At 74.8% G+C, this 18,587-nt stretch carries 21 protein-coding genes; 12 read left to right on the forward strand and 9 right to left on the reverse strand.

Annotated features, from left to right (window positions below; all coding sequences use genetic code 11):
- Positions 1-12 precede the first annotated feature (12 nt).
- The 4 genes from JQN84_RS21310 to JQN84_RS21325 all read left to right on the forward strand — a co-directional run bounded on the left by JQN84_RS21310 (position 13) and on the right by JQN84_RS21325 (position 3,159).
- The gene (locus JQN84_RS21310; protein WP_204960259.1) at positions 13-1,116 is read left to right on the forward strand and encodes a HesA/MoeB/ThiF family protein; all 1,104 of its coding nucleotides are present in this window, start codon (positions 13-15) and stop codon (positions 1,114-1,116) included.
- On the forward strand, positions 1,113-2,327 hold the full coding sequence (locus JQN84_RS21315) for a PqqD family protein (protein ID WP_204960260.1): 1,215 nt from the start codon (positions 1,113-1,115) through the stop codon (positions 2,325-2,327). Before JQN84_RS21310 ends, JQN84_RS21315 begins: the two co-directional genes overlap by 4 nt.
- The gene (locus JQN84_RS21320) at positions 2,324-2,893 is read left to right on the forward strand and encodes a thioredoxin-like domain-containing protein (protein WP_204960261.1); all 570 of its coding nucleotides are present in this window, start codon (positions 2,324-2,326) and stop codon (positions 2,891-2,893) included. Before JQN84_RS21315 ends, JQN84_RS21320 begins: the two co-directional genes overlap by 4 nt.
- Positions 2,894-2,967: 74 nt before the next feature.
- Complete coding sequence (locus JQN84_RS21325; protein ID WP_088646215.1) at positions 2,968-3,159, forward strand: DUF5703 family protein; 192 nt, start codon at positions 2,968-2,970, stop codon at positions 3,157-3,159.
- A gap of 122 nt (positions 3,160-3,281) precedes the next feature.
- Here the strand turns inward: JQN84_RS21325 and JQN84_RS21330 are convergent, their stop codons facing one another.
- Together JQN84_RS21330 and JQN84_RS21335 are read right to left on the reverse strand one after the other, a co-directional pair.
- Entirely contained in the window at positions 3,282-3,947 is a 666-nt protein-coding gene (locus JQN84_RS21330) for a hypothetical protein (protein ID WP_204960262.1), read from the reverse strand.
- Between the two features lie 46 nt (positions 3,948-3,993).
- Complete coding sequence (locus JQN84_RS21335) at positions 3,994-5,322, reverse strand: M20/M25/M40 family metallo-hydrolase (protein WP_204960263.1); 1,329 nt, start codon at positions 5,320-5,322, stop codon at positions 3,994-3,996.
- Positions 5,323-5,534: 212 nt separating this feature from the next.
- On the opposite strand from JQN84_RS21335, the gene JQN84_RS21340 reads away from it, so the two are divergent.
- The 3 genes from JQN84_RS21340 (at position 5,535) to JQN84_RS21350 (ending at position 7,495) form a co-directional block, all read left to right on the forward strand.
- Entirely contained in the window at positions 5,535-6,155 is a 621-nt protein-coding gene (locus JQN84_RS21340; protein WP_204960264.1) for a hemerythrin domain-containing protein, read from the forward strand.
- An 85-nt stretch (positions 6,156-6,240) separates the two neighbouring features.
- The gene (locus JQN84_RS21345) at positions 6,241-7,239 is read left to right on the forward strand and encodes a LysR family transcriptional regulator (RefSeq protein WP_204960265.1); all 999 of its coding nucleotides are present in this window, start codon (positions 6,241-6,243) and stop codon (positions 7,237-7,239) included.
- Between the two features lie 19 nt (positions 7,240-7,258).
- Positions 7,259-7,495 (forward strand): hypothetical protein, encoded by a 237-nt coding sequence (locus JQN84_RS21350; protein WP_204960266.1) that lies wholly within the window; start codon positions 7,259-7,261, stop codon positions 7,493-7,495.
- Positions 7,496-7,568: 73 nt separating this feature from the next.
- Here the strand turns inward: JQN84_RS21350 and JQN84_RS21355 are convergent, their stop codons facing one another.
- From JQN84_RS21355 to JQN84_RS21365, 3 genes are read right to left on the reverse strand one after another with little or no spacing between them, the layout of a single operon-like run.
- The gene (locus JQN84_RS21355; RefSeq protein ID WP_204960267.1) at positions 7,569-7,919 is read right to left on the reverse strand and encodes a DUF3140 domain-containing protein; all 351 of its coding nucleotides are present in this window, start codon (positions 7,917-7,919) and stop codon (positions 7,569-7,571) included.
- The gene (locus tag JQN84_RS21360) at positions 7,919-8,083 is read right to left on the reverse strand and encodes a hypothetical protein (protein WP_204960268.1); all 165 of its coding nucleotides are present in this window, start codon (positions 8,081-8,083) and stop codon (positions 7,919-7,921) included. The genes JQN84_RS21355 and JQN84_RS21360 overlap by 1 nt, the downstream gene beginning before the upstream one ends.
- 48 nt (positions 8,084-8,131) lie before the next feature.
- Complete coding sequence (locus JQN84_RS21365) at positions 8,132-10,684, reverse strand: ATP-dependent Clp protease ATP-binding subunit (protein WP_204960269.1); 2,553 nt, start codon at positions 10,682-10,684, stop codon at positions 8,132-8,134.
- 121 nt (positions 10,685-10,805) lie between these two features.
- Here JQN84_RS21365 and JQN84_RS21370 point away from each other — a divergent pair, with 121 nt between their 5' ends.
- From JQN84_RS21370 to JQN84_RS21390, 5 genes are all read left to right on the forward strand, one after another.
- Positions 10,806-11,183 (forward strand): hypothetical protein, encoded by a 378-nt coding sequence (locus JQN84_RS21370; RefSeq protein WP_204960270.1) that lies wholly within the window; start codon positions 10,806-10,808, stop codon positions 11,181-11,183.
- A 212-nt stretch (positions 11,184-11,395) separates the two neighbouring features.
- Complete coding sequence (locus JQN84_RS21375) at positions 11,396-11,656, forward strand: hypothetical protein (RefSeq protein ID WP_088646224.1); 261 nt, start codon at positions 11,396-11,398, stop codon at positions 11,654-11,656.
- 9 nt (positions 11,657-11,665) lie between these two features.
- Positions 11,666-12,727 carry a hypothetical protein gene (locus tag JQN84_RS21380; RefSeq protein ID WP_281898097.1) on the forward strand — a complete coding sequence of 354 codons (1,062 nt, stop codon included), beginning with the start codon at positions 11,666-11,668 and terminating at the stop codon, positions 12,725-12,727.
- Positions 12,720-15,404 (forward strand): FtsK/SpoIIIE domain-containing protein, encoded by a 2,685-nt coding sequence (locus JQN84_RS21385; RefSeq protein ID WP_204960271.1) that lies wholly within the window; start codon positions 12,720-12,722, stop codon positions 15,402-15,404. The genes JQN84_RS21380 and JQN84_RS21385 overlap by 8 nt, the downstream gene beginning before the upstream one ends.
- Positions 15,401-16,060 (forward strand): hypothetical protein, encoded by a 660-nt coding sequence (locus JQN84_RS21390; RefSeq protein WP_204960272.1) that lies wholly within the window; start codon positions 15,401-15,403, stop codon positions 16,058-16,060. The genes JQN84_RS21385 and JQN84_RS21390 overlap by 4 nt, the downstream gene beginning before the upstream one ends.
- A gap of 76 nt (positions 16,061-16,136) precedes the next feature.
- On the opposite strand, the gene JQN84_RS21395 is transcribed toward JQN84_RS21390, so the two are convergent.
- The 4 genes from JQN84_RS21395 to JQN84_RS21410 all read right to left on the reverse strand — a co-directional run bounded on the left by JQN84_RS21395 (position 16,137) and on the right by JQN84_RS21410 (position 18,514).
- The gene (locus tag JQN84_RS21395) at positions 16,137-17,408 is read right to left on the reverse strand and encodes a cupin domain-containing protein (protein ID WP_204960273.1); all 1,272 of its coding nucleotides are present in this window, start codon (positions 17,406-17,408) and stop codon (positions 16,137-16,139) included.
- 9 nt (positions 17,409-17,417) lie between these two features.
- Positions 17,418-17,723: a hypothetical protein gene (locus JQN84_RS21400; protein WP_145920322.1), complete on the reverse strand. Its 306-nt coding sequence runs from the start codon at positions 17,721-17,723 to the stop codon at positions 17,418-17,420.
- A gap of 166 nt (positions 17,724-17,889) precedes the next feature.
- The gene (locus tag JQN84_RS21405) at positions 17,890-18,318 is read right to left on the reverse strand and encodes a DUF2267 domain-containing protein (protein ID WP_204960274.1); all 429 of its coding nucleotides are present in this window, start codon (positions 18,316-18,318) and stop codon (positions 17,890-17,892) included.
- Between the two features lie 4 nt (positions 18,319-18,322).
- The gene (locus JQN84_RS21410; protein WP_204960275.1) at positions 18,323-18,514 is read right to left on the reverse strand and encodes a hypothetical protein; all 192 of its coding nucleotides are present in this window, start codon (positions 18,512-18,514) and stop codon (positions 18,323-18,325) included.
- Positions 18,515-18,587 lie beyond the last annotated feature (73 nt).

The raw sequence follows: 18,587 nt of genomic DNA on the forward strand, positions 1-18,587 counted from the left end.
GGTCTTCGCCCGATGCAGCGGCCCCGGATCAAGGGCATCCACAAGCCGGTACGGCTCCACCCGACCCTGATCAACATCGGTGGTCGGCAGCTGGGGATCGGCGCGGAGATCGACGACGAGGACGGCAGCCTCTGGGAGCTGCTCCGCCTGATGGACGGCACCCGGACCCGGGCCGAGGTCGTCGCCGCGTTGCTCGCCGCACGCCCCGAGATGGCCGCCGAGGACGCGACCGACGCGATGCAGACGATCATCGACGCCGGGTACGTCGAGGACGCCGCCGCTCCGCCTCCGCCCGAGCTGAGCCCCGCCGAGGTCGACAGGTACGACCGGGCGTTCACCTACCACGCCTGGGTGGATCTCACCCCGCGCAGCTCCCGCTACGAGGTGCAGGCCCGGCTCAAGGCCGCCCGGGTGGTGGTGCTGGGGCTCGGCGGCTCCGGATCGGCGGTGGCCGCCTCGCTGGTGGCCGCCGGGGTCGGCACGGTGCACTGCGTCGACTTCGACGTGGTCGAGGCGGGCAACCTGACCCGGCAACTGCTCTACACCGAGGACGACATCGGCGCCCCCAAGGTGGCCACCGCGGTGGCCCGGCTGCGCCGGATGAACTCCCACGTCACGGTCACCGGCCAGGAGGCCCGGGTCGACTCGACGGCGGACGTGGCGGCGTTGATGCGCGACCGCGACCTGCTGGTGCTCTGCGCCGACCAGCCCCGGCACGCCATCCGGGAGTGGACCAACCGGGCCGCCCTGGCCACCGGCACGGCCTGGATGCTCGCCCAGTACGCCGGCCCGATGGCGGTGATCGGCCTCTTCGTGCCCGGTCAGACCTGCTGCGAGGCGTGCCTGCCGAGCGTCACCGACCGGCTGCGCGAGGAGTACGGCAGCGAGCCGGAGGAACTGTTCGGGTTCACCGGGCACGCGGTGATCGCCCCCACCGCCAACCTCACCGGGCACCTGGCCGCCCTCGACGCCGTCTACCACCTCGCCGGCATCCCGACGACCACCCGGGGCCGGATGTTCCACCTGAGCCTGACCGACCTGACCTACCACTACGTGGTCGATCCCCGGCCCGGCGCGAAGTGCGACACCTGCGGCTGGGTCCAGGAGGAGCGGTGAGCGTGCTCGGGTTGGACAGCCGCCCACCCGTGGCGCACCTGGTGGTCCGCCAGGAGGAGGAGGACGAGTACGTCGTCGGCGACCTGGCCAGCGGAAACTTCGTGGTGGTGCCGGAGGTGGGGGCGCGGCTGGTGGCGCTGTTCGCGGCCGGCCGGACCGTCGCCGAGGCCGCCGACGAGGTGGAACGCGAGACCGGTGAACCGGTCGACGCGCTGGACTTCGTCGAGGTGCTCGTCGAGGCGGGCATCATCCGCCCGCAGTCCGACGAGGGGCCGCCACCGGCGCAGGCCCGACCCTGGTCGGTGTCGCGCATCCCGGCCCGGCTGGTCCGGCCGCTGTTCGGCCGGGTGGCCTGGACGGTGTACGTCGGCGCGCTGGTCGCCACGCTGGCGATGTTCGTCGCCGAACCGTCGCTGCTGCCGACCTACGAGGACACCTTCATCTTCCCGGACGTGGTGCTCAGCCTGCTGATCACCAACGTCACGGTGGCCCTGCTCACGGTGGTGCACGAGGCGTGGCACGCGTTCGCCGGGGCGGCCGTCGGCGTCCGGTCGCAACTGCGGTTGGAACGCCGGGGGATCTTCCCGGTGCTGGAGACCGACCTGACCGGGCTCTGGGCGCTGCCGCCGGAACGCCGCTACGGCCCCTTCCTCGCCGGCATGGCCATCGACGGGATCCTGCTGTTCGCCGCCGTCGCGCCACGGTTCGCCTGGTCGCGGGGTTGGCTGGAGTTGCCGCCGGGAATGGTGCGGTTCCTCGCCATGGTGGTGTTCAGCCAGGCCGTCAAGCTGGCCTTCCAGACGCTCGCGTACCTGCGTACCGACATGTACCTGGTGATGGCGACGGCGACCGGCTGCCGCAATCTGCACGAGGTGACCCGGCTCAGCCTCAAGAAATGGATTCGTCGGCTGACCCCGGCCGAACGCACCGTGCTGCGCGACGCGCACGCCCGGGATCTGCGGGTGTCCCGCTGGTACCGATTGTTGTATGTCGCCGGAGTCATCTGGATGGTCTGGTTCGCCGTCCATTTTCTGCTACCGGGGGCGAAAGTGACACTCGGGTGGGCCGCCGGGGTGTTGACCGGAGCGCCGTTCGGCAGCGTCTACTGGTGGGAGGGAATTGCATTGGCCGCATTCGCCTCGCTGAACGTGCTGCTTCCGCTCGGGGTGGTCGTCCGTAATCGTTACCGCGCCGGGAAGTTGGCCACGTGAAACGCAGATGGCTCGGGCCGGTGGTCAGTGTGGTGGTCACCGTGCTCAGTGTGGCGACCATGTCCAGCCTCGGGGTGGGGGTGCTGGTCAACCTGGTCGGCGGGGACACCGCGCTGCCCTGCGACCGGCTGCCCGGCACGGCGCAACCGTTCGAGGGCGACCGGCACATCGCGTACGAGGGGGCGCCGCACGAACCGTACCGGACGCTGCCGCCCACGTCGGGGCCGCACTCGCCCCGGGTCGTCGTACCCGGCGTCTACCGGGACCCGGTGCCGGAGGAGCTCCAGGTGCACGCCCTGGAACACGGGCACGTGCTGGTGCAGTACGCCCCGGACGTCCCGGCCGGAGACGTCGAGAAGCTGGAGCGGCTCGGCCGCCGCCATCCCCGGGACGTGGTGGTGGCCCCCTATCCGGCGCTGGGCCACGGCATCGGGTTGACCGCTTGGCAGCGGCTGGACCGGCTGGACTCCTTCGACGAACGGGCGGTCGAGGAGTTCGTCGAACGGCTCGCCGGCCGCTACGACCACTCCTGGCGGCACGGGGCGACGGACTGCGCGGCGGTGTGACCGATGGCGGCGGGTGGCGCGGCGCACCGGTCAAAGGGTGGCGCGGGGCCGCCGGGCTGGGCAGCATAGGGACCATGGACTACGAATACGCGCCGCTGCGGTTGCCGCCGAATGTCGACCGGTTGACCGCCGCGGCGCAGCTGGCGATCCAGGCGGAGTTCTCCGGGTGGGAGTTGGCCCGGGTGCAGCTGTTCCGGGACGGCACCCGCAAGGTGGTGCTGCGCCGCCGCCGGGTCAACCAACCCCAACCGGGCCTGTCCTACTGACCCTGCGGGCGGCGACTCCGCTGCCCCTGCGGGCGGCGACGACCGGCACCCGGCCGGCCCGGGGCCGCCGGCCGGCGCGCCGGGCGACCCCGGTGCCGCCGCCGGGCGACCCCGGCCGGCGCCTAGTGCTGGTGCCCGGCGTGGTCGTGGTCGTCCTCGTCGAGGAACGGGTGCTCGTCGAGCCGGCCCACCAGCCGGTCGTCGGCGGCCGGGGTGAACGGGCCCACCGGGTCGTCGTCGTCGAACGACTCCAGGTCGACCGGGGTGCCGACCTCGCTGACCATCACCACCCCGTCCAGCGGCTCCAGCTCCGGCACGTCCAGGGCGGACAGCGATCCGTCGCCGCTCTGCAACAGCTCCAACACCGCCTCGCCGACCCCCTCGACCGGCGCCGGCTCGGCGTCCTCGGGGGTGCCCTCGCGGCGGGCCACCTCGGCGACCCGCAGCAGCGCCGACACGCTGGGCACCCGGTAGTCGCGGCGCTGGCGTACCGAGATGACCTGCGGGTGCGGGTCGGTGGCCGCGGCGTCCCCGGCCGCCCCGCCGAACCGCTCGTCGGCCTCGTCCGGGTCGATCGACTCGACGTCCCAGGGCGTGACCTCGCCGAACGCGTCGAGCAGCTGCTCGTCGTAGGCGAAGGAGGCGTTGTTCAACGCCACGTACGCCTGCCACACGTCGTCGTCGTCGTCGATCCGCCCCTGCGCGGCCCGCACGGCCGTCAGGTGGGCGCGGGCCGCGTCGATCACGCGCTCCAGGGCGGCGTCCAGCTCACCGTGCTGGTCGGTCATGAGGCTGTCCCTTCGAGACATGGGGGAAGGTGCGGCACCGGTGCGGTCAGCAGTTGCGGAGGAACCGGTCGAGCACCCGCACGCCGAACTGTAGTCCGTCCACCGGTACCCGCTCGTCGATGCCGTGGAACAACGCCGAGAAGTTGAGGTCCGCCGGCAGCCGCAGCGGGGCGAACCCGAAGCAGCGCATGCCGAGCTGCGCGAACGCCTTGGCGTCGGTGCCGCCGGAGAGCATGTACGGCACCGGCCGGGCCCCCGGGTCCTCGGCCCGCAACGCCGCCGACATCGCGTCGACCAGGTCGCCGTCGAAGGTCGTCTCCAGGGCGGGCTGGCGCTGGATGTACTCGATCTCGATGTCCGGGCCGACCAGCTCGCGCAGTTGCCGTTCCAGCAGCTCGGACTGGCCGGGCAGGCTGCGGCAGTCGATGGTGGCGGTGGCCCGGCCGGGGATGACGTTGTCCTTGTAGCCGGCGGCCAGCCGGGTCGGGTTGGCGGTGCTGCGGACGGTCGCGCCGATGATGTTGGCGATCGGGCCGAGCTTGGCGATGGCGGTCTCCGGGTCGTCCGGGTCCAGCGCGACGCCGAGCACGTCGGACAACTCGGTCAGGAACGCCCGGACGGTCGGGGTGACGGTCAGCGGGAACCGGTGCCGCCCGACCCGGGCCACCGCCTCGGCCAGCGCGGTGACCGCGTTGTCGTCGTGGACGAACGAGCCGTGCCCGGGGCGGCCCTTGGCGTGCAGCCGCACCCAGTCCAGCCCCTTCTCGGCCGTCTCGATCAGGTAGAGCCGCTGGGCGTCGCTGATCGAGTAGGAGAAGCCGCCGACCTCGCCGACCGCCTCGGTGCAGCCGTCGAAGAGGTCCCGGTGCTGCTGGACGAGGAAGTGCGCACCGTAGTCGCTGCCCGCCTCCTCGTCGGCGGTGTAGGCCAGCACGATGTCGCGGGGCGGGCGGACGCCGGTGCGCTGCCAGTGCCGTACCACCGCCAGCACCATCGCGTCGAAGTCCTTCATGTCGATCGCGCCCCGGCCCCACAGGTAGCCGTCGCGGACCTCCCCGGAGAACGGGTGCACCGACCACTCGTCGGGGTCGGCGGGCACCACGTCCAGGTGGCCGTGCACGAGCAGGGCGTCGCGGCCGGGGTCGACGCCGGGGATCCGGGCGATCAGGTTGGCCCGGCCCGGCGCGGACTCGTGGATCTCGGCGGTCACGCCGACCTCGGCGAGCTTCTCCGCGACGTACTCGGCGGCCCGGCGCTCGCCCGCGCTGGTGTCGTTGTCGCCGGTGTTGGTGGTGTCGATGCGCAGCAGGTCACGGCAGAGGTCGACGACCTCGACGGTGGGGTCGGGTGCGGCGGAGGCGGCATCGCTCGTCATCGCCTCTTTCTACCAGTCGCCGCCCCGGCCGCGAACGGCCCGGCCGCCCCGGCGGCGGCCACCTGGGACCACCCGCCGGACGGCGGGGCCGCACGCGGCGCGGACGTCGCCCCGGTTTGCCGATCACCGGGTACGGGTACCGGCGCTGGCGTCCCCGTTCCGCCCGTCGCACCGGCCGGCGACCCCCGCCGACCCCCGCCGAGGAGGACGTCATGTCCGCCGTTCCCCTGCCTCCGCTGCCGCCGTCCGCCGACGACGCCTACCGTCCCGGTGGGCGCAGCATGGCCGACCTCGCCGACACCGAACACCGGCAGCTGCTCGCCCTGGTCGACGAGGTCACCGACGTCGCGGTGGCCCCCGGCCGGCGGCGCGAGGTGCTCCAGGTGCTCACCGCCATGGTGTCGCGGCACCTGTCGGCCGAGGAGCAGTACCTGCTACCCACGGTGCGTGCGGCGCTGCCCGACGCCACCGCCCGGGTGGAGCGGGAGATCGCGGCGGACGCGGCGCTGCTGACCGCGCTGAAGGCCCTCGCCGGGCCGGACGACCCGACGCTGGCCGACGTCGCCGCCCGGATCCGGCGGCACGTCGCCGCAGTGGCCGAGCTGGTCACCCCGCTGCGCGAGGTGGCCTCCGACGCGGAGCTGATCCGGCTGGGCAACCGGTGGGAGATCGCCGAGGAGGCGGCGCCGACCCGGCCGCATCCGGGCACCCCGGCCACGCCGCCGTGGAACCGGATCGTCGAACCGGCCGTCGGAGTGGTGGACAAGCTGCGCGACGTGGTGACCGGCCGGCGTACCCAGCTGGCCGACCTGAACCGTCGTCCGCGAGAGTGATCGACCGGCCCCGATCCGTCAGGTTCACCGGCCCGGTTCGGTCCGGGGCCTTCCGTCTATCGACATGTGGCCATACCGTCACCATATGAATCTGGAGCTGCGTCACCTCCGGGTGGTCTGCGCTATCGCCGAGACGGGCAGCGTGACGAAGGCCGCGTCCACCCTCGGCCTGGCCCAGCCGGCCCTGACCGCCCAGCTTCAACGCATCGAGCGGGCGCTGGGCGGTCCGCTGTTCGAACGCGACAGGCGGGGTGCCCGGCCGACCGCCCTGGGCGAGCTGGTGCTGTCCCGGGCCCGGGTGCTGCTGCCGGCGATGAAGGGCCTCCAGGACGAGGCGGCCCGGCTGGCGGGGGCCGACGACGCCCTCGGCCGGTACCGGTTCGGCGGGGTGAACAGCCCGATCCTGGGCCGGCTGGTGCACCGGCTCGCCGCCGAGCAGCCGCATGCGCAGATCACCACGTACGCGTCGTGGTCGGCCGACGAGCTGGCCGCCCTGGTCGCCGGTGGCCGGCTCGACTTCGCGCTGACCGGCGTCTGCGGCGACGCCGCCCCACCTGCGGAGTTCGGGCTGGCCTGGCGGGAGGTGGCGGTCGATCCGGTGCTGGTGCTGTTGCCGTCCGCCCACCCGTTGGCCGACCGCGACGAGGTCGGCCTGGCCGAGCTGCGCCACGAGCAGTGGGTGGCCGCGCCGGGCGACGGCTGCTTCGGCGACTGCTTCGCCGCCGCCTGCGCCCGCGCCGGTTTCACCCCCCGCAAGGTGTACGAGACCGACGTGCGCGGCTGCATGGACCTGGTCGACGCCGGGGAGGCGGTGGCGTTGTGCCAGGCCACCTTCCGTCCGGTCGCCGGGTTGGTGACCCGGCGGCTGGCCGGCACCCCGTTGCGCTGGCGGCTGCTGCTCGGCTGGCACCCGGAATCCCCGGCGGCCCGGGTCGCCGAGGCGGTGCTGGACGACGCGGTCGCCGCGTACACCGACTCGCTGGCCGCGCACCCGGACTACCTGGCCTGGCTGCTGCGGCATCCCGAGTTCGGGGCCCGGGACGCCGGCACGGCCCGCCCGGTCCCACGGGTGCGAACGGCGTGACGGCGGGTATCAGCCCTGCATGACCGATCTCTATCCGGCCGCCGACCAGCGGGAGCTGCTGCGTCGGGCGGCCAGCGCGCACACCGCCGCCGCCCGCGACGTCGAGGCGTTCCTGCGCCGGCTGCCCGAGGTGCCCGACCCGGCCGACATCACCGAGTACGCGACGCTGCTCACCCGGGAGGAGCAGACCCGCGCCGAGCGGCAGGACGCCGCCGACGCCGCCGGCCTGCAACTGCCCAGCCTGGAGGCCGAGTAACCCCACCGACGCGCCGGGCACCCGGGACGGCGTCCCGGGTGCCCGGGACAGCGTCCCAGGTCCGGTCGGCGGGTCAGCGTTCGACGAGGACGTCGTGGCCCAGGTCGAGCAGGGCGTGCCGCCACTCGTCGTCGGCGTTGCCGTCGCCGGGCCTCTCGTCCACCAGCACCCGGATGCGGTCGATCGCCGCCCGCATCACCTCGACGTCGGCCGGGGTGAGGTCGACCTTGCGCTTGCGCAGCACGGCCAGGATCTGCCGGCCGGGCTCGGGCAGGTCGAGGTCCGGGTCGGGGCCGAACGCCTGCTCGCCCGACCCCCGGGTCAGCAGCCACTGCCGCAGCTGCTCGGAGGGGACGTTCACCGCGGCGTGGAAGTCCTCCCAGATCAGCTCGACCTCCGGGTCGAGTCGCTGCTCACGTGCCATCACGCCTCCTCCTGCGGTGGTCCGGGTGGTGCCGGGTCCCCGTCGTCGGTCCACTGCCCCGGGCCCTCCGGCGGCACCTGGACCCGGGCCGGGTTCGCCGTCGGGGGCGCGAGGATGGGTGGGGTCTGCTCGGCGTACTCCTCGGCCTGCTCGGGTTCGGTCATCGCGGCCCTCCGGTCATCACGGCACTGAGGCTCATCGCGGCCCTCCGGTCATCGCGGATGCGTGGTGCTGGCGGGGGTGTGGTCGCGGTCGCCGGCCGACACGTCGAAGGCGAGCGCGCCGTCACGCGCGTCGACGGTGACCCGCTGGCCCGGGGAGAGCTGGTTCTCCAGCAGCATCCGGGACAGCCGGTTGTCCACCTCCCGTTGGATCACCCGGCGCAGCGGGCGGGCCCCGAACTCCGGCTGGTAGCCGTGCTCGGCCAGCCAGTCGGTGCCGGCCGGGGTGACCTCGACCTGGATGTCCTGGGCGTGCAGCCGGCGGCGGGTCTCCTCCAGCAGCAGCCCGGTGATCTGGCGCAGCTGCTCGGCCTCCAGCCGCTGGAAGATGATCGTCTCGTCGATCCGGTTGAGGAACTCCGGGCGGAAGTTCTCCTGGAGCCGGCGCATCAGCCGCTCCCGCAGCTCGTCGGCCTCCTGCTGGTCGCCCTGCGCGCCGACCCCGAACCCGACCGTACGCTGGGCGCCGGTGATCAGCTCCGAGCCCAGGTTGCTCGTCATGATCAGCACGGTGTTCTTGAAGTTGACCGTGCGGCCCTGGCTGTCGGTGAGCCGGCCGTCGTCGAGCACCTGGAGCAGGATGTTGAACACGTCCGGGTGGGCCTTCTCGATCTCGTCGAGCAGCACCACCGCGTACGGGCGGCGGCGGACCGCCTCGGTGAGCTGGCCGGCCTCCTCGTAGCCGACGTAGCCGGGGGGCGCGCCGACCAGCCGGGCCACCGTGTGCCGTTCCTGGAATTCGCTCATGTCCACCCGGACCATCCGGTCGGCCTCGCCGAACAGCGCCTCGGCCAGGGCGCGGGCCAGTTCGGTCTTGCCGACGCCGGTCGGTCCGAGGAACAGGAAGCTGCCCATCGGCCGGTTCGGGTCGGCCAGCCCGGTACGGGAGCGGCGGACCGCCTCGGCGATGGCGCTGACCGCGTCGTCCTGGCCGACCACCTTCTGGTGCAGCTGCCCCTCCAGGCGCAGCAGCCGGTCCCGTTCCTCCTCGGTGAGCTGGCTGATCGGGATGCCGGTGGACCGGGAGACCACCTCGGCGATCTCGGTGGTGCCGACCGAGGGGACCTGGGTGTCCCCGCCGTCGCCCCGGGCCCGGCCGATCTGCGCCTCCAGCTCGGCGATCCGGTCGCGCAGCGCGGACGCCTTCTCGTACTGCTCGTCGGCGACCGCCTGTTCCTTGTCCCGGCGGACGTCCTCCAGTTGCTGTTCCAGTTCCCGCACGTCGGAGGCGGGGGTGCGGGTGCGCAGCCGGACCCGCGCGCCGGCCTGGTCGATCAGGTCGATCGCCTTGTCCGGCAGGAACCGGTCGGTGACGTACCGGTCGGACAGTTCGGCGGCGGCGACCAGCGCCTCGTCGGTGAACCGGACCTGGTGGTGGGCCTCGTAGCGGTCCCGCAGGCCGCGCAGGATGGCCACGGTGTCCTCGACGCCGGGCTCGGGCACCAGCACCGGCTGGAACCGGCGGGCCAGGGCGGCGTCCTTCTCGATGCTGCGCCGGTACTCGTCCAGCGTGGTCGCCCCGATCACCCGCAGCTCACCCCGGGCCAGGGCCGGCTTGAGCATGTTGGACGCGTCCATGCCGCCCTCGCTGCCGGCACCGCCCGCGCCGACCAGGGTGTGGATCTCGTCCAGGAAGATGATCAGCTCGTCCCGGTGGGCCCGGATCTCGTCGATCACCTTCTTGAGCCGCTCCTCGAAGTCGCCCCGGTAGCGGGTGCCGGCGACCAGGCCGGCCAGGTCGAGTTGGACGACCCGCTTGCCGAGCAGCGTCTGCGGCACGTCGCCGTCGCAGATCCGCTCGGCCAGGCCCTCCACGATGGCGGTCTTGCCGACGCCGGCCTCGCCGATGAGCACCGGGTTGTTCTTGGTGCGCCGGGACAGGATCTCGACCGCCTGTTCGATCTCGTCGGCGCGGCCGATCACCGGGTCGATCTGGTCGTTGCGGGCCAGGTCGGTGAGGTCCTGGCCGTACTGGTCGAGGGTGGGCGTGCCCCGGTCCGGTTTCGGGCCGGCCATCGGTCCGCGTTCGGCCCCGGCCGCCTGCAACGACTCGGGCTGGATCCGGCCGGCGGCGAGCATCCGGCCGGCGGGCGACTCGGGGTTGAGCGGCAACGCCATCAGGATGTGCTCGGGTCCGATGTAGTTCGCCCCCATCGCCCGGGAGAGCTGGTGGGCGTCGAGCAACGCCCGTTTCGCCGCCGGGGTGAGCGAGAGGTTCGGTGGCACCTCGCCGCGGGGGGCGCCGTCGGCCCGGCCGCCGAGCGCGTTGACCAGGGTGTCCGGGTCGGCGCCGGCCCGGCGTACCAGGTCGCGCAGCGGCTCGCGTTGCAACGCCGCCCAGAGCAGGTGGTCGGTGTCCAGGTCGGTGCTGTGCTTCTGGGCGGCCCGCCGGGCGGCGTCGGCCAGCATCTCCCGGGCGTCGGCGGTCATCAGCCGGGTGATGTCGACCCGATGGGCCGGCCGGCGTCCGCCCTCACCCCGGCCGAAGTACCGGGCCAGGAACTCGTCCCACGGGTCGGAGCCGAAGTCACCGGGTCCCATCATGTCTGTCCTCCGCTCCTCGGGCGCGGCCGGGCCGCCGAGGGCGGCACGCAGGCGCGACACGATCGCCGGTGGCTACCCGACGGTCGCCCCGACAAACGCCGACAGGTGGCAGGGTGGGGGCATGGACACCCATCCGCTGCTGATCGTCGACGGTGCGAACGTGGTCGGTTCCCGGCCGGACGGCTGGTGGCACGACCGGGCCGGTGCGGCGGCCCGGCTGCGCGACCGGCTGGTCCCGGTGGCCGACACCGGCGTACTTCCGGAGCTGCCGGCGCCCGTCGAGGTGGTGCTGGTGGTGGAGGGCGCGGCCCGCGACGTGCCGGGCGTGGCCGGGGTACGCACCGTCGCGGCCCCCGGTTCCGGCGACGACACCATCGTCGACCTGGTCCGCGAGTCGGCGGACCGGCGACGGCTGGTGGTCACCGCCGACCGGGAGCTGCGCGGCCGGGTGGGCGAGTTGGGTGCCGAGGTGTACGGCCCGCGCTGGCTGCCCTCCTGACCCCCGTCTGCCGCGTGGGTGGGCGGCGCGGCACCCCGCCGGGGCGGTCCCGTCGACGGGATTCGGTGTCCCGCTACCGGGACCGGGTCGACGGCTTGGCGCACGTCAGGGCGGTAACCGGACAACAGGGCGGCAACACCGCCAGGGCGGATGTTCTCTCCCCGTCGGGGATACGTTGTAATGGAGATCTCCCCGCCCCCTGGAGGTCACCTGTGGCGAGCGTCGCCGAGCTGAAGGCCGCGATCGACATCGCCCTCCAACAGATCGGTGACGGGCAGAGCGCCGTCCAGGCCGCCGGGGAGAAACTCGCCGAGGCGCAGCAGACCCTCGCCGGGGCGCTGGAGGGCAGCGGGCACGAGACCGTCGAGGCCGCCCAGGCCTCCCTCACCCAGGCCGGCCAGGAGCTGGAGGAATGTCTCGCCGCGACGCTCGTCGCGGTGGAACAGGCGCAGCTCTACGTGTCGTCGCTGTAGCGGGGCGTCGTGTCGATCGTCGAGGACGTCGGAGCCCAGGTACGGGCCGCCGCCGAGGAGTTCCCCCTGGCCCAGCTCGCCCTGGCCCTGGAGAAGTTCGGTCAGGCCACCGAGCGGCTGCGCTGGGTACGCCAGGAGTCGGCCAACCCGATGGGGGTGCCGGAACTCGCCGCCGCCACCGAACACGCCGAGTCGGCCGGACACGCCCTGCGGGTCGCCCAGGAACAGCTCTCCGGCTACCTGGCCGCCATCGGGCTGGCCCCCGACGGCCCGCCCCCGGCCCGTGCCGACGGTCCCGCGCCACGCCACGACGGGCCCCGGGGCGACACCACCGCACCGCCGGCCGCCCCGGCACCGGACGCCGACGAGGACCCCACCGTCAAGCGCTGGTGGGCGGTCCGGGTGGCCGAGCTGACCGGCGGCCGGGAGGGTCCGCCCGAGCAGCAGCCGGACGAGCGGGTCGCCGACTCCCGGGAACTGCTGCACCGGGTCGTCGCCGGCATCCGCTCCGGCGACCGGGACCGGCTGCACCGGGAGCTGCGTGCCGCGCACGCCGACGTCGGCCTCGGGCTGGCCGCGATCGCCCCGCCGCTGCTGCGCGACCTCGCCGGGGAGCTGCTCGGGCATCCGCCCCGCGCCGACGACCTGCCCCGGCTGCGCCGGGAACTGGACGGCCGGGTCCGCGACCTGCTGCCCGGCCTGCCGCCACCGGTGCTGCACACCCTGCTCACCCGGGTCTGCCGGATGCCCCCACCCCGCCGGGGCGAGGACGGGCAGGAGCAGCCGCACGCCGCCGACCCGGCGGTCACCGCCGGGGTGCTGACCGGTGTGCTGCTGGCCCGGCTCGGCCGTGACCTGCCCCGCGAGGACCGTGACCCGCAGCGGGAGCAGGTGCCGCAGCGGGCACCGGAACCCGACCGGTCGCCGCGCCGCCCACCCGCCGACCGGCGCACCGAGCCGCGCCGTCCCGAGCCGCCCCCGCCGCGTCGGCCCGAGCCGACTCCCCCGCCCGCCGGGCCGGCCACCCACCGCCCGAGGAGCCCGTGGGCGGACGGCGGCCCCCGTGGCTGATCTGCGGGCCCAACTGGCGACGCGGGTACGCGGAATGCTCTCCGAGGCGCTCGGCGTCACCCGTACCCGGGTCGCCACCGCCGAGTCGGAGCTGGCCGCCGCCCGGGACCGGCTCGCCCGGGTCCGGCGGGCCGCCGCCGGAGTCCCGGAAAAGGTGGGCGTCGAACGCGACAGGCGGCTGGCCGAGATCGACAGGCGGCACGCCGCGCGGCTCGCCGAACTCGCCCACCGGGCCGCCGAGGCGGCCCGCCGGGAGGCCCCCGGCGCGGCCAGCGCCCCCTGGTCCCACTGGCAGGTCACCCCGGCCGGTCGCGGCGAGAGCCCCGGCCCGCTGCGGGTCGGCACCCTGCGGGTCGCCGACGCCGAACCGGTCCCGGCGCTGGTGCCGCTGCTCGACGCCGGACACGTGCAGCTGCACGGCGACGACCGGGAGGGCGCCGAGGCGGTGGTGTCGGCGCTGCTGCTGCGCGGGGTCGGCCGGACCGACCCGGGCACGGTCCGGCTCTACGGCTACGACCCCGAACACCTGGGCGGCGGGCTCGCCGGCTTCGCCCCGCTCGGCACCGCCGGACTGCTGACCTTCGTCGGGCCGGGCGGGCTGGCCCGGCTCCTCGACGACCTGGTCGAACAGATCCGCCGGATCAACGAGACGGTGCTGGCCGGTGAGTACGGCTCACTGCGGGCCCTGGCCGCGGCCACCGGACGGCGGCCCGAGCCGTGGCGGGTGGCGGTGCTGCTCGGCGGGGACGAGCTGTCCCGGCACGAACGCGGCCAACTCGACCGGGTGGTCCGCACCGGCGCGGCCTGCGGGGTGCACCTGGTGGCACACGGCATCGACCTGCCCGACGACCCCGGCCTGACCCGGATCCGCACCGACCCGGACGGCACCCGGATCGGCACCCCGCCCGGCCCCCCGGTACGCCTCGACCCGCCCCCGCCGGCCACCCTGGTCACCGAGACCTGCCGCGAGATCGCCGCCCGGGTCAACGCCGGCCCGCCGCCGACGCCCTTCACCGACCTGCTCCCCCCGCCGGAGCAGATGTGGAAGGAGGACTCGGCCCACGGGCTGACCGCGCCGATCGGCGAGGGCCCACATGGCCGGCCGGTGCTGCTGACCCTCGGCGACTATCCCCCGCACGCGCTGATCGGCGGGCCGTCGGGCACCGGCAAGACCAACCTCATCTTCGCCTGGATCGGCGCGCTGGCCGCCCGCTACTCCCCCGCCGAGCTGGAGTTCTATCTGCTCGACTTCAAGGAGGGGGTGTCCTTCGCCCGGTTCGCCCAGGGCCGGCGCGACCCGAGCTGGCTGCCGCACATGCGGCTGGTCGGCATCAACGTCAACACCGACCGGGAGTTCGGCCTGGCGCTGCTGCGGTTCCTCGCCGAGGAGCTGCGCCGGCGGGCCGACGCGGCCAAGAAGCACGAGGTCACCAAGCTGTCCGAGCTGCGGGCGGTGGACCCGGCCGGGCACTGGCCCCGGATCGTCGCGGTGGTCGACGAGTTCCAGGCGCTGCTCGCCGGCCGGGACGTGGTGGCCCGGGAGGCCGCCGACCTGCTGGAGGATCTCGCCCGGCGGGGCCGCTCGCAGGGCATCCACCTGGTGCTCGCCTCGCAGGACGTCCGGGGCATCGAGGCGCTGTGGGGCCGGCCCGCGCTGGTCGCCCAGTTCACCCTGCGCATCGCGCTGCCCAAGGCGCTGCGCATCCTGGCCGAACGCAACGACGCCGCGCAGGCGCTGCCCCGCTACCACGCGGTGGTCAACGCCGAGTCGGGCCTGACCGAGGGCAACGAGGTGGCCCGCATCCCGTCGGCCAGCGACTGGGAGACGTGGAGCGAGTTGCAGCACCGGCTGTGGCGGATGCGGCCCGCCGACGCCGCCCCGGCACGGCTGTTCGACGGTGACGCCATCCCCCGCCTCACCGAGGCCCCCGACTTCCGGGCCCTCACCCCGCCGCCGGGCGACGCCGCGCCGCGCGGCCCGGTCGCCGTGCTCGGGGAGATCATCGACGTGCAGTCCCGGTCGGCGGCGCTGCGGCTGCCCCGGGCGCCCGGCCGTAACCTCGCGGTCCTCGGCACCCGGGTCGACGAGGCGTGCGCGGTGCTCGACGCCGCCGCCCGGTCGCTGGCCCGGCAACACCGCCCCGGCACCGCCCGGTTCTCCATCGCCTGCCTCGACCCGGACGCCGACCCGGCCGCCCGCGCCCTCTACGAGGACCTCGCCGACGACGCCGCCTGGTACGACGAGGAGACCGTCGCCGAGCTGATGGCCGAGACGGCCACCGCGCTGACCCGCCCCGGCACCCCGGGCACCCCGCACTACCTGCTGCTGTTCGCCGTCGACGCGGCGGCCGGGGCGCTGGCCACCGGCTCGCCCGGGTCGACCGGCCTGGACCGGCTGCGCCGCATCCTGCACGACGGGCCGGAACGGCGTACCCACGTGTTGGCCTGGTGGCGGGGGGTGGCCCGGATGCGGGCCGACCTGGGCGGGCCGGCCGCCCGCACCGACCAGATCGGCGCGTGGGTGGCCCTGGACGTGCAGGGCGGCGAGCTGGGCTCGGCGCTCTATCCCGGTTCCGGCGGGCCGGACTGGTACCCGCGTCCGTGGCGGGGGCTGTTCTTCGACCGGGCGGTGCACCGCACCGGACAGGTGATCATCCCTTATGGACCGTCCCGATGAACCAACCGGTCCCCAGTGACACCTACGCCACGCACGTGCGCCGGCTCGCCGAGCTGACCGGCCGGGTGGCCGCCCAGCGGGCCGAGGCGCAGGCCTGGCACGACCAGCAGCGGGCCGCCGCCGAGCGTGCCGTCGCGCAGGCCACCGCCCAGCTCCACGACGCCGAGCAGGAGGTCGTCGACGCCCGCTCGATGCTGGAGCGGGTCGACGCCGAGGTCGGGCACCTCTGGGCCGAGCTGCGGTCCCGGCTGGGCACCAGGCGGACCGGCGACCCGCCGGGGCCCGCCCGGGACGTCACCGGCGACCCGGTGCCGCTGTTGCGCGGGGTCCGCGAGTTGCTGGACCGGACCGGCCAACGCGGTGAGCTGCCGGGGTCGGTGAACCCGCTGCTCGCGCTCTGCGGGGTGGCCGGCGCGGTCGTCGCGTACGCCCTGGGGGCCGCCGCCCGCGCGGTGGGCCAACGCTACGGCGGTGACCTGGCGGTGGGCATGCCGGTGCTGGCGCTGGTGGTGACGTTGCTCGGTCCGGTGGCCGGGCTGGCCCCGGCGAAGCGGTTGGCGGACCGCCGGCACGCGCTGCTCGGCCCCCGCCCGCTGGCGATCGTGTTGGCCGCCGGGGTGCTGACCACGGTGCTGCTGCTGGTGTCGGCCCGCTGACCGCCGCCGGGCGTCGCCCGGCGGCGGTCAGCGGGGCCCAGGACCGTGACTCACGCCGGGGCGGAGACCAGCGGCTTCACACCGGAACGGCGACCGCCTCGCGCAGCAGCCGGCGGGCCAGCACCAGCCGGTCCGCGTCGTCGTCCAGGCCGGGCAGGTCGCCCACCCGCAGCCCGGTGGAGCCGAGCAGGGCGTGCAGCGCCGGCCCGCACTGGTCGGGCAGGGTGACGGTGCGGTCCACCAACCGCAGCGCCACCCGGGCGTCGGCGGTCGGGGTGAGCTGCCAGCGCAACCCCGGCCGGGGGGCGATCCGGCTGTCGGCGGTGAGCGCGGTGAGCGCGGCGGCCTGTGCCAACGGCCGGATCGGGGCCGGGCGGGCGGCCGGCCAGGACCGACCCCGCAGCCGGGCGGCCACCGCAGCCGGGTCGGCCCGCAGCAGCCAGTCGCGCAACGCCTCCACCGTCTCGGTCAGCTCCGGTTCGATGACGTCCGGGTCGGCCACGTCGGTGCCGAACGGCAGCCCGGCCCGCAGCCGGGGGTCCTCGGCGGCCAGCGCCAGCAGCTCCTCGACCAGGGCGTACCGGGTCAACGCGCGGATGCCGACGGTCAGGTGCAGCGAGCTGGTCTCCTGTGCCTGGGCGCTGTGCAGCCAGCCGCGCGGCAGATAGAGGGCGTCGCCCGGTTCGAGGACCACGTCCAGCGCCGCCGGCCCGTCGGCGGTGGCGGACACCTCGTCGGCCCGGCCGCCCCAGGGCTGCTTCTCCAGCGGGTCGATCAGCACCGGCGGGTGGATCCGCCAGTGCTTGCGGCCGTCGACCTGGAGCACGAACACGTCGTGGGTGTCGTAGTGGGTGGCGAACCCCTGGTTGCCCGGTGGGGTGAGGTAGGCGTTGACCTGCAACGGCTGGGTCAGCGCGGTGCCCAGGTCACGGGCGAAGTCGATCAGGGCGGGCCAGAGCCGGTGCAGCCCCTGCAACACCAGCGTCGCGCCGCCGGCGTACAGCTCCAGGACACGTTCGTCGAGGACCTGGTCGCCGATCTCCGCGCCCGCGCCGCCGCCGCCGGTGAACCGGGCCGCCGGCACCAGCTGGCCGTCGCGGGCCACCCGCAGGAACGGGGTACGCAGACCCCGCCGGCTGAGCAGCTCGTCGGCGTCGGCCGGGCTGAGCAGATCGGTGAACCCGTCGGGGTTGGGCAGCTCGGCAGCCCGCGACAACAGCGGCGCGCGGCCCCAGTGGGCGGCGGCGAACTTGGCCGGTTCGACGCTGACGCAGCGTTCCAGCGCCCGCGTCGCGGCCGACGGGACCGCCGGGCGGCCGTGGCCGCCCGGCGGGTCGATGGTCGTCATGGATGTCGGTCAGCGGGCGCTGCCGTCGGCGCCACCGTCGTGCTGACCGGGCGTCGCCCCGCCGTCGGCCGGACCCTCCGCGCTGCCGTCCGCACCACCGTCGTGCTGACCCGGGGTCGCCCCGCCGTCGGCCGGACCCTCGGCGCTGCCGTCGGCGCCACCGTCGTGCTGACCGGGCGTCGCCCCGCCGTCGGCCGGACCCTCCGCGCTGCCGTCCGCACCACCGTCGTGCTGACCCGGGGTCGCGCCACCATCGGCCGGACCCTCCAGGCCGCCGCCGCTGGTGGTCTGCATGTCGTCATCGTTCAGTGCCATGGGTGCTCCCTCGGGTGTGCCGCCCCGCCGCAGGGCGGGGTCTGTCGTACGCGGGTGGTACCCCCCACACGATCTTCTCTAACCACACCGTAGACGGCCCGTCCGACGCGCGGGACCGATCGCCGGCCCTGGACCGCACGGGCTCGGCGGTCCAGGGCCGGTCGGGTCAGGGAATCAGCCGTTGCAGGTCACGGGGCATGCCGGCCTTCACGTCCTGCCACTCCCCCTGGGTGACGTGCCGGCGCAGGGCGTCCAGCACCACCCGGGCCACCCGCTCGGGGCCGCCCTGGACGTCGTAGGGGAAGCCCTGCCGGACCTCGTAGAGGAAGTCGTCCCGGTTGAGTTTCACCGGTACGTCCTCCGGCCGCCACCCGTCGAAGTAGATGCCCCGGACCAGCACCGGGAGCTGGGCGGAGAACTCCGCGCACTCCTGCACCGTCATCCGGTCGCGCAGCAGGTGCAGCACGGTGCGCAGCGCGGCGTACGACTGGTTGCGCTGCGCCCGGGGCCACCCGTACGCGTCCTCGATGTCCTTGAGGATCAGGTTGGTCTTGTCCACCGAGGACTCGATCGCCGACATCAGCTGCTCGGCCATCGGGTCACCCCCCGTCCTTCGGCTCGCCGCCCCGACGCCTGTCGTCGGCGCGTCGGGGTGGGCCCGCCGGGCCCCGCCCCTGCCGGGCCGGGCTGCCGAACCGTGCGGGCCGCTCCGGTCGGCGGGTGCCGCCACCCGTGCCGACGACGTGCAGCACCGCGCCACGTCGGGGATCCGCCACCACCCGTGCCGTCATCTCGGTCACCTCCGTACCCGTGCGCGGCCTGTCCGACCGCTGCCCCGTCGGGCCGTCGACCTGACCGGGGCGT

Origin of the sequence: Micromonospora humidisoli, assembly GCF_016900955.1 — a bacterium.
In the GTDB taxonomy this organism is placed as follows: Bacteria; Actinomycetota; Actinomycetes; order Mycobacteriales; family Micromonosporaceae; genus Micromonospora; species Micromonospora wenchangensis.

Bases quoted from the DNA above. Each gene is read 5' to 3' on its own strand.
- JQN84_RS21310 (WP_204960259.1), top strand. From the start codon at position 13: ATGCAGCGGCCCCGGATCAAGGGCATCCACAAGCCGGTACGGCTCCAC.
- JQN84_RS21325 (WP_088646215.1), top strand. From the start codon at position 2,968: ATGGACTACGAATACGCGCCGCTGCGGTTGCCGCCGAATGTCGACCGG.
- JQN84_RS21330 (WP_204960262.1), bottom strand. From the start codon at position 3,947: ATGACCGACCAGCACGGTGAGCTGGACGCCGCCCTGGAGCGCGTGATC.
- JQN84_RS21335 (WP_204960263.1), bottom strand. From the start codon at position 5,322: ATGACGAGCGATGCCGCCTCCGCCGCACCCGACCCCACCGTCGAGGTC.
- JQN84_RS21340 (WP_204960264.1), top strand. From the start codon at position 5,535: ATGTCCGCCGTTCCCCTGCCTCCGCTGCCGCCGTCCGCCGACGACGCC.
- JQN84_RS21345 (WP_204960265.1), top strand. From the start codon at position 6,241: ATGAATCTGGAGCTGCGTCACCTCCGGGTGGTCTGCGCTATCGCCGAG.
- JQN84_RS21350 (WP_204960266.1), top strand. From the start codon at position 7,259: ATGACCGATCTCTATCCGGCCGCCGACCAGCGGGAGCTGCTGCGTCGG.
- JQN84_RS21355 (WP_204960267.1), bottom strand. From the start codon at position 7,919: ATGGCACGTGAGCAGCGACTCGACCCGGAGGTCGAGCTGATCTGGGAG.
- JQN84_RS21360 (WP_204960268.1), bottom strand. From the start codon at position 8,083: ATGACCGAACCCGAGCAGGCCGAGGAGTACGCCGAGCAGACCCCACCC.
- JQN84_RS21365 (WP_204960269.1), bottom strand. From the start codon at position 10,684: ATGATGGGACCCGGTGACTTCGGCTCCGACCCGTGGGACGAGTTCCTG.
- JQN84_RS21370 (WP_204960270.1), top strand. From the start codon at position 10,806: ATGGACACCCATCCGCTGCTGATCGTCGACGGTGCGAACGTGGTCGGT.
- JQN84_RS21390 (WP_204960272.1), top strand. From the start codon at position 15,401: ATGAACCAACCGGTCCCCAGTGACACCTACGCCACGCACGTGCGCCGG.
- JQN84_RS21395 (WP_204960273.1), bottom strand. From the start codon at position 17,408: ATGACGACCATCGACCCGCCGGGCGGCCACGGCCGCCCGGCGGTCCCG.
- JQN84_RS21400 (WP_145920322.1), bottom strand. From the start codon at position 17,723: ATGGCACTGAACGATGACGACATGCAGACCACCAGCGGCGGCGGCCTG.
- JQN84_RS21405 (WP_204960274.1), bottom strand. From the start codon at position 18,318: ATGGCCGAGCAGCTGATGTCGGCGATCGAGTCCTCGGTGGACAAGACC.
- JQN84_RS21410 (WP_204960275.1), bottom strand. From the start codon at position 18,514: ATGACGGCACGGGTGGTGGCGGATCCCCGACGTGGCGCGGTGCTGCAC.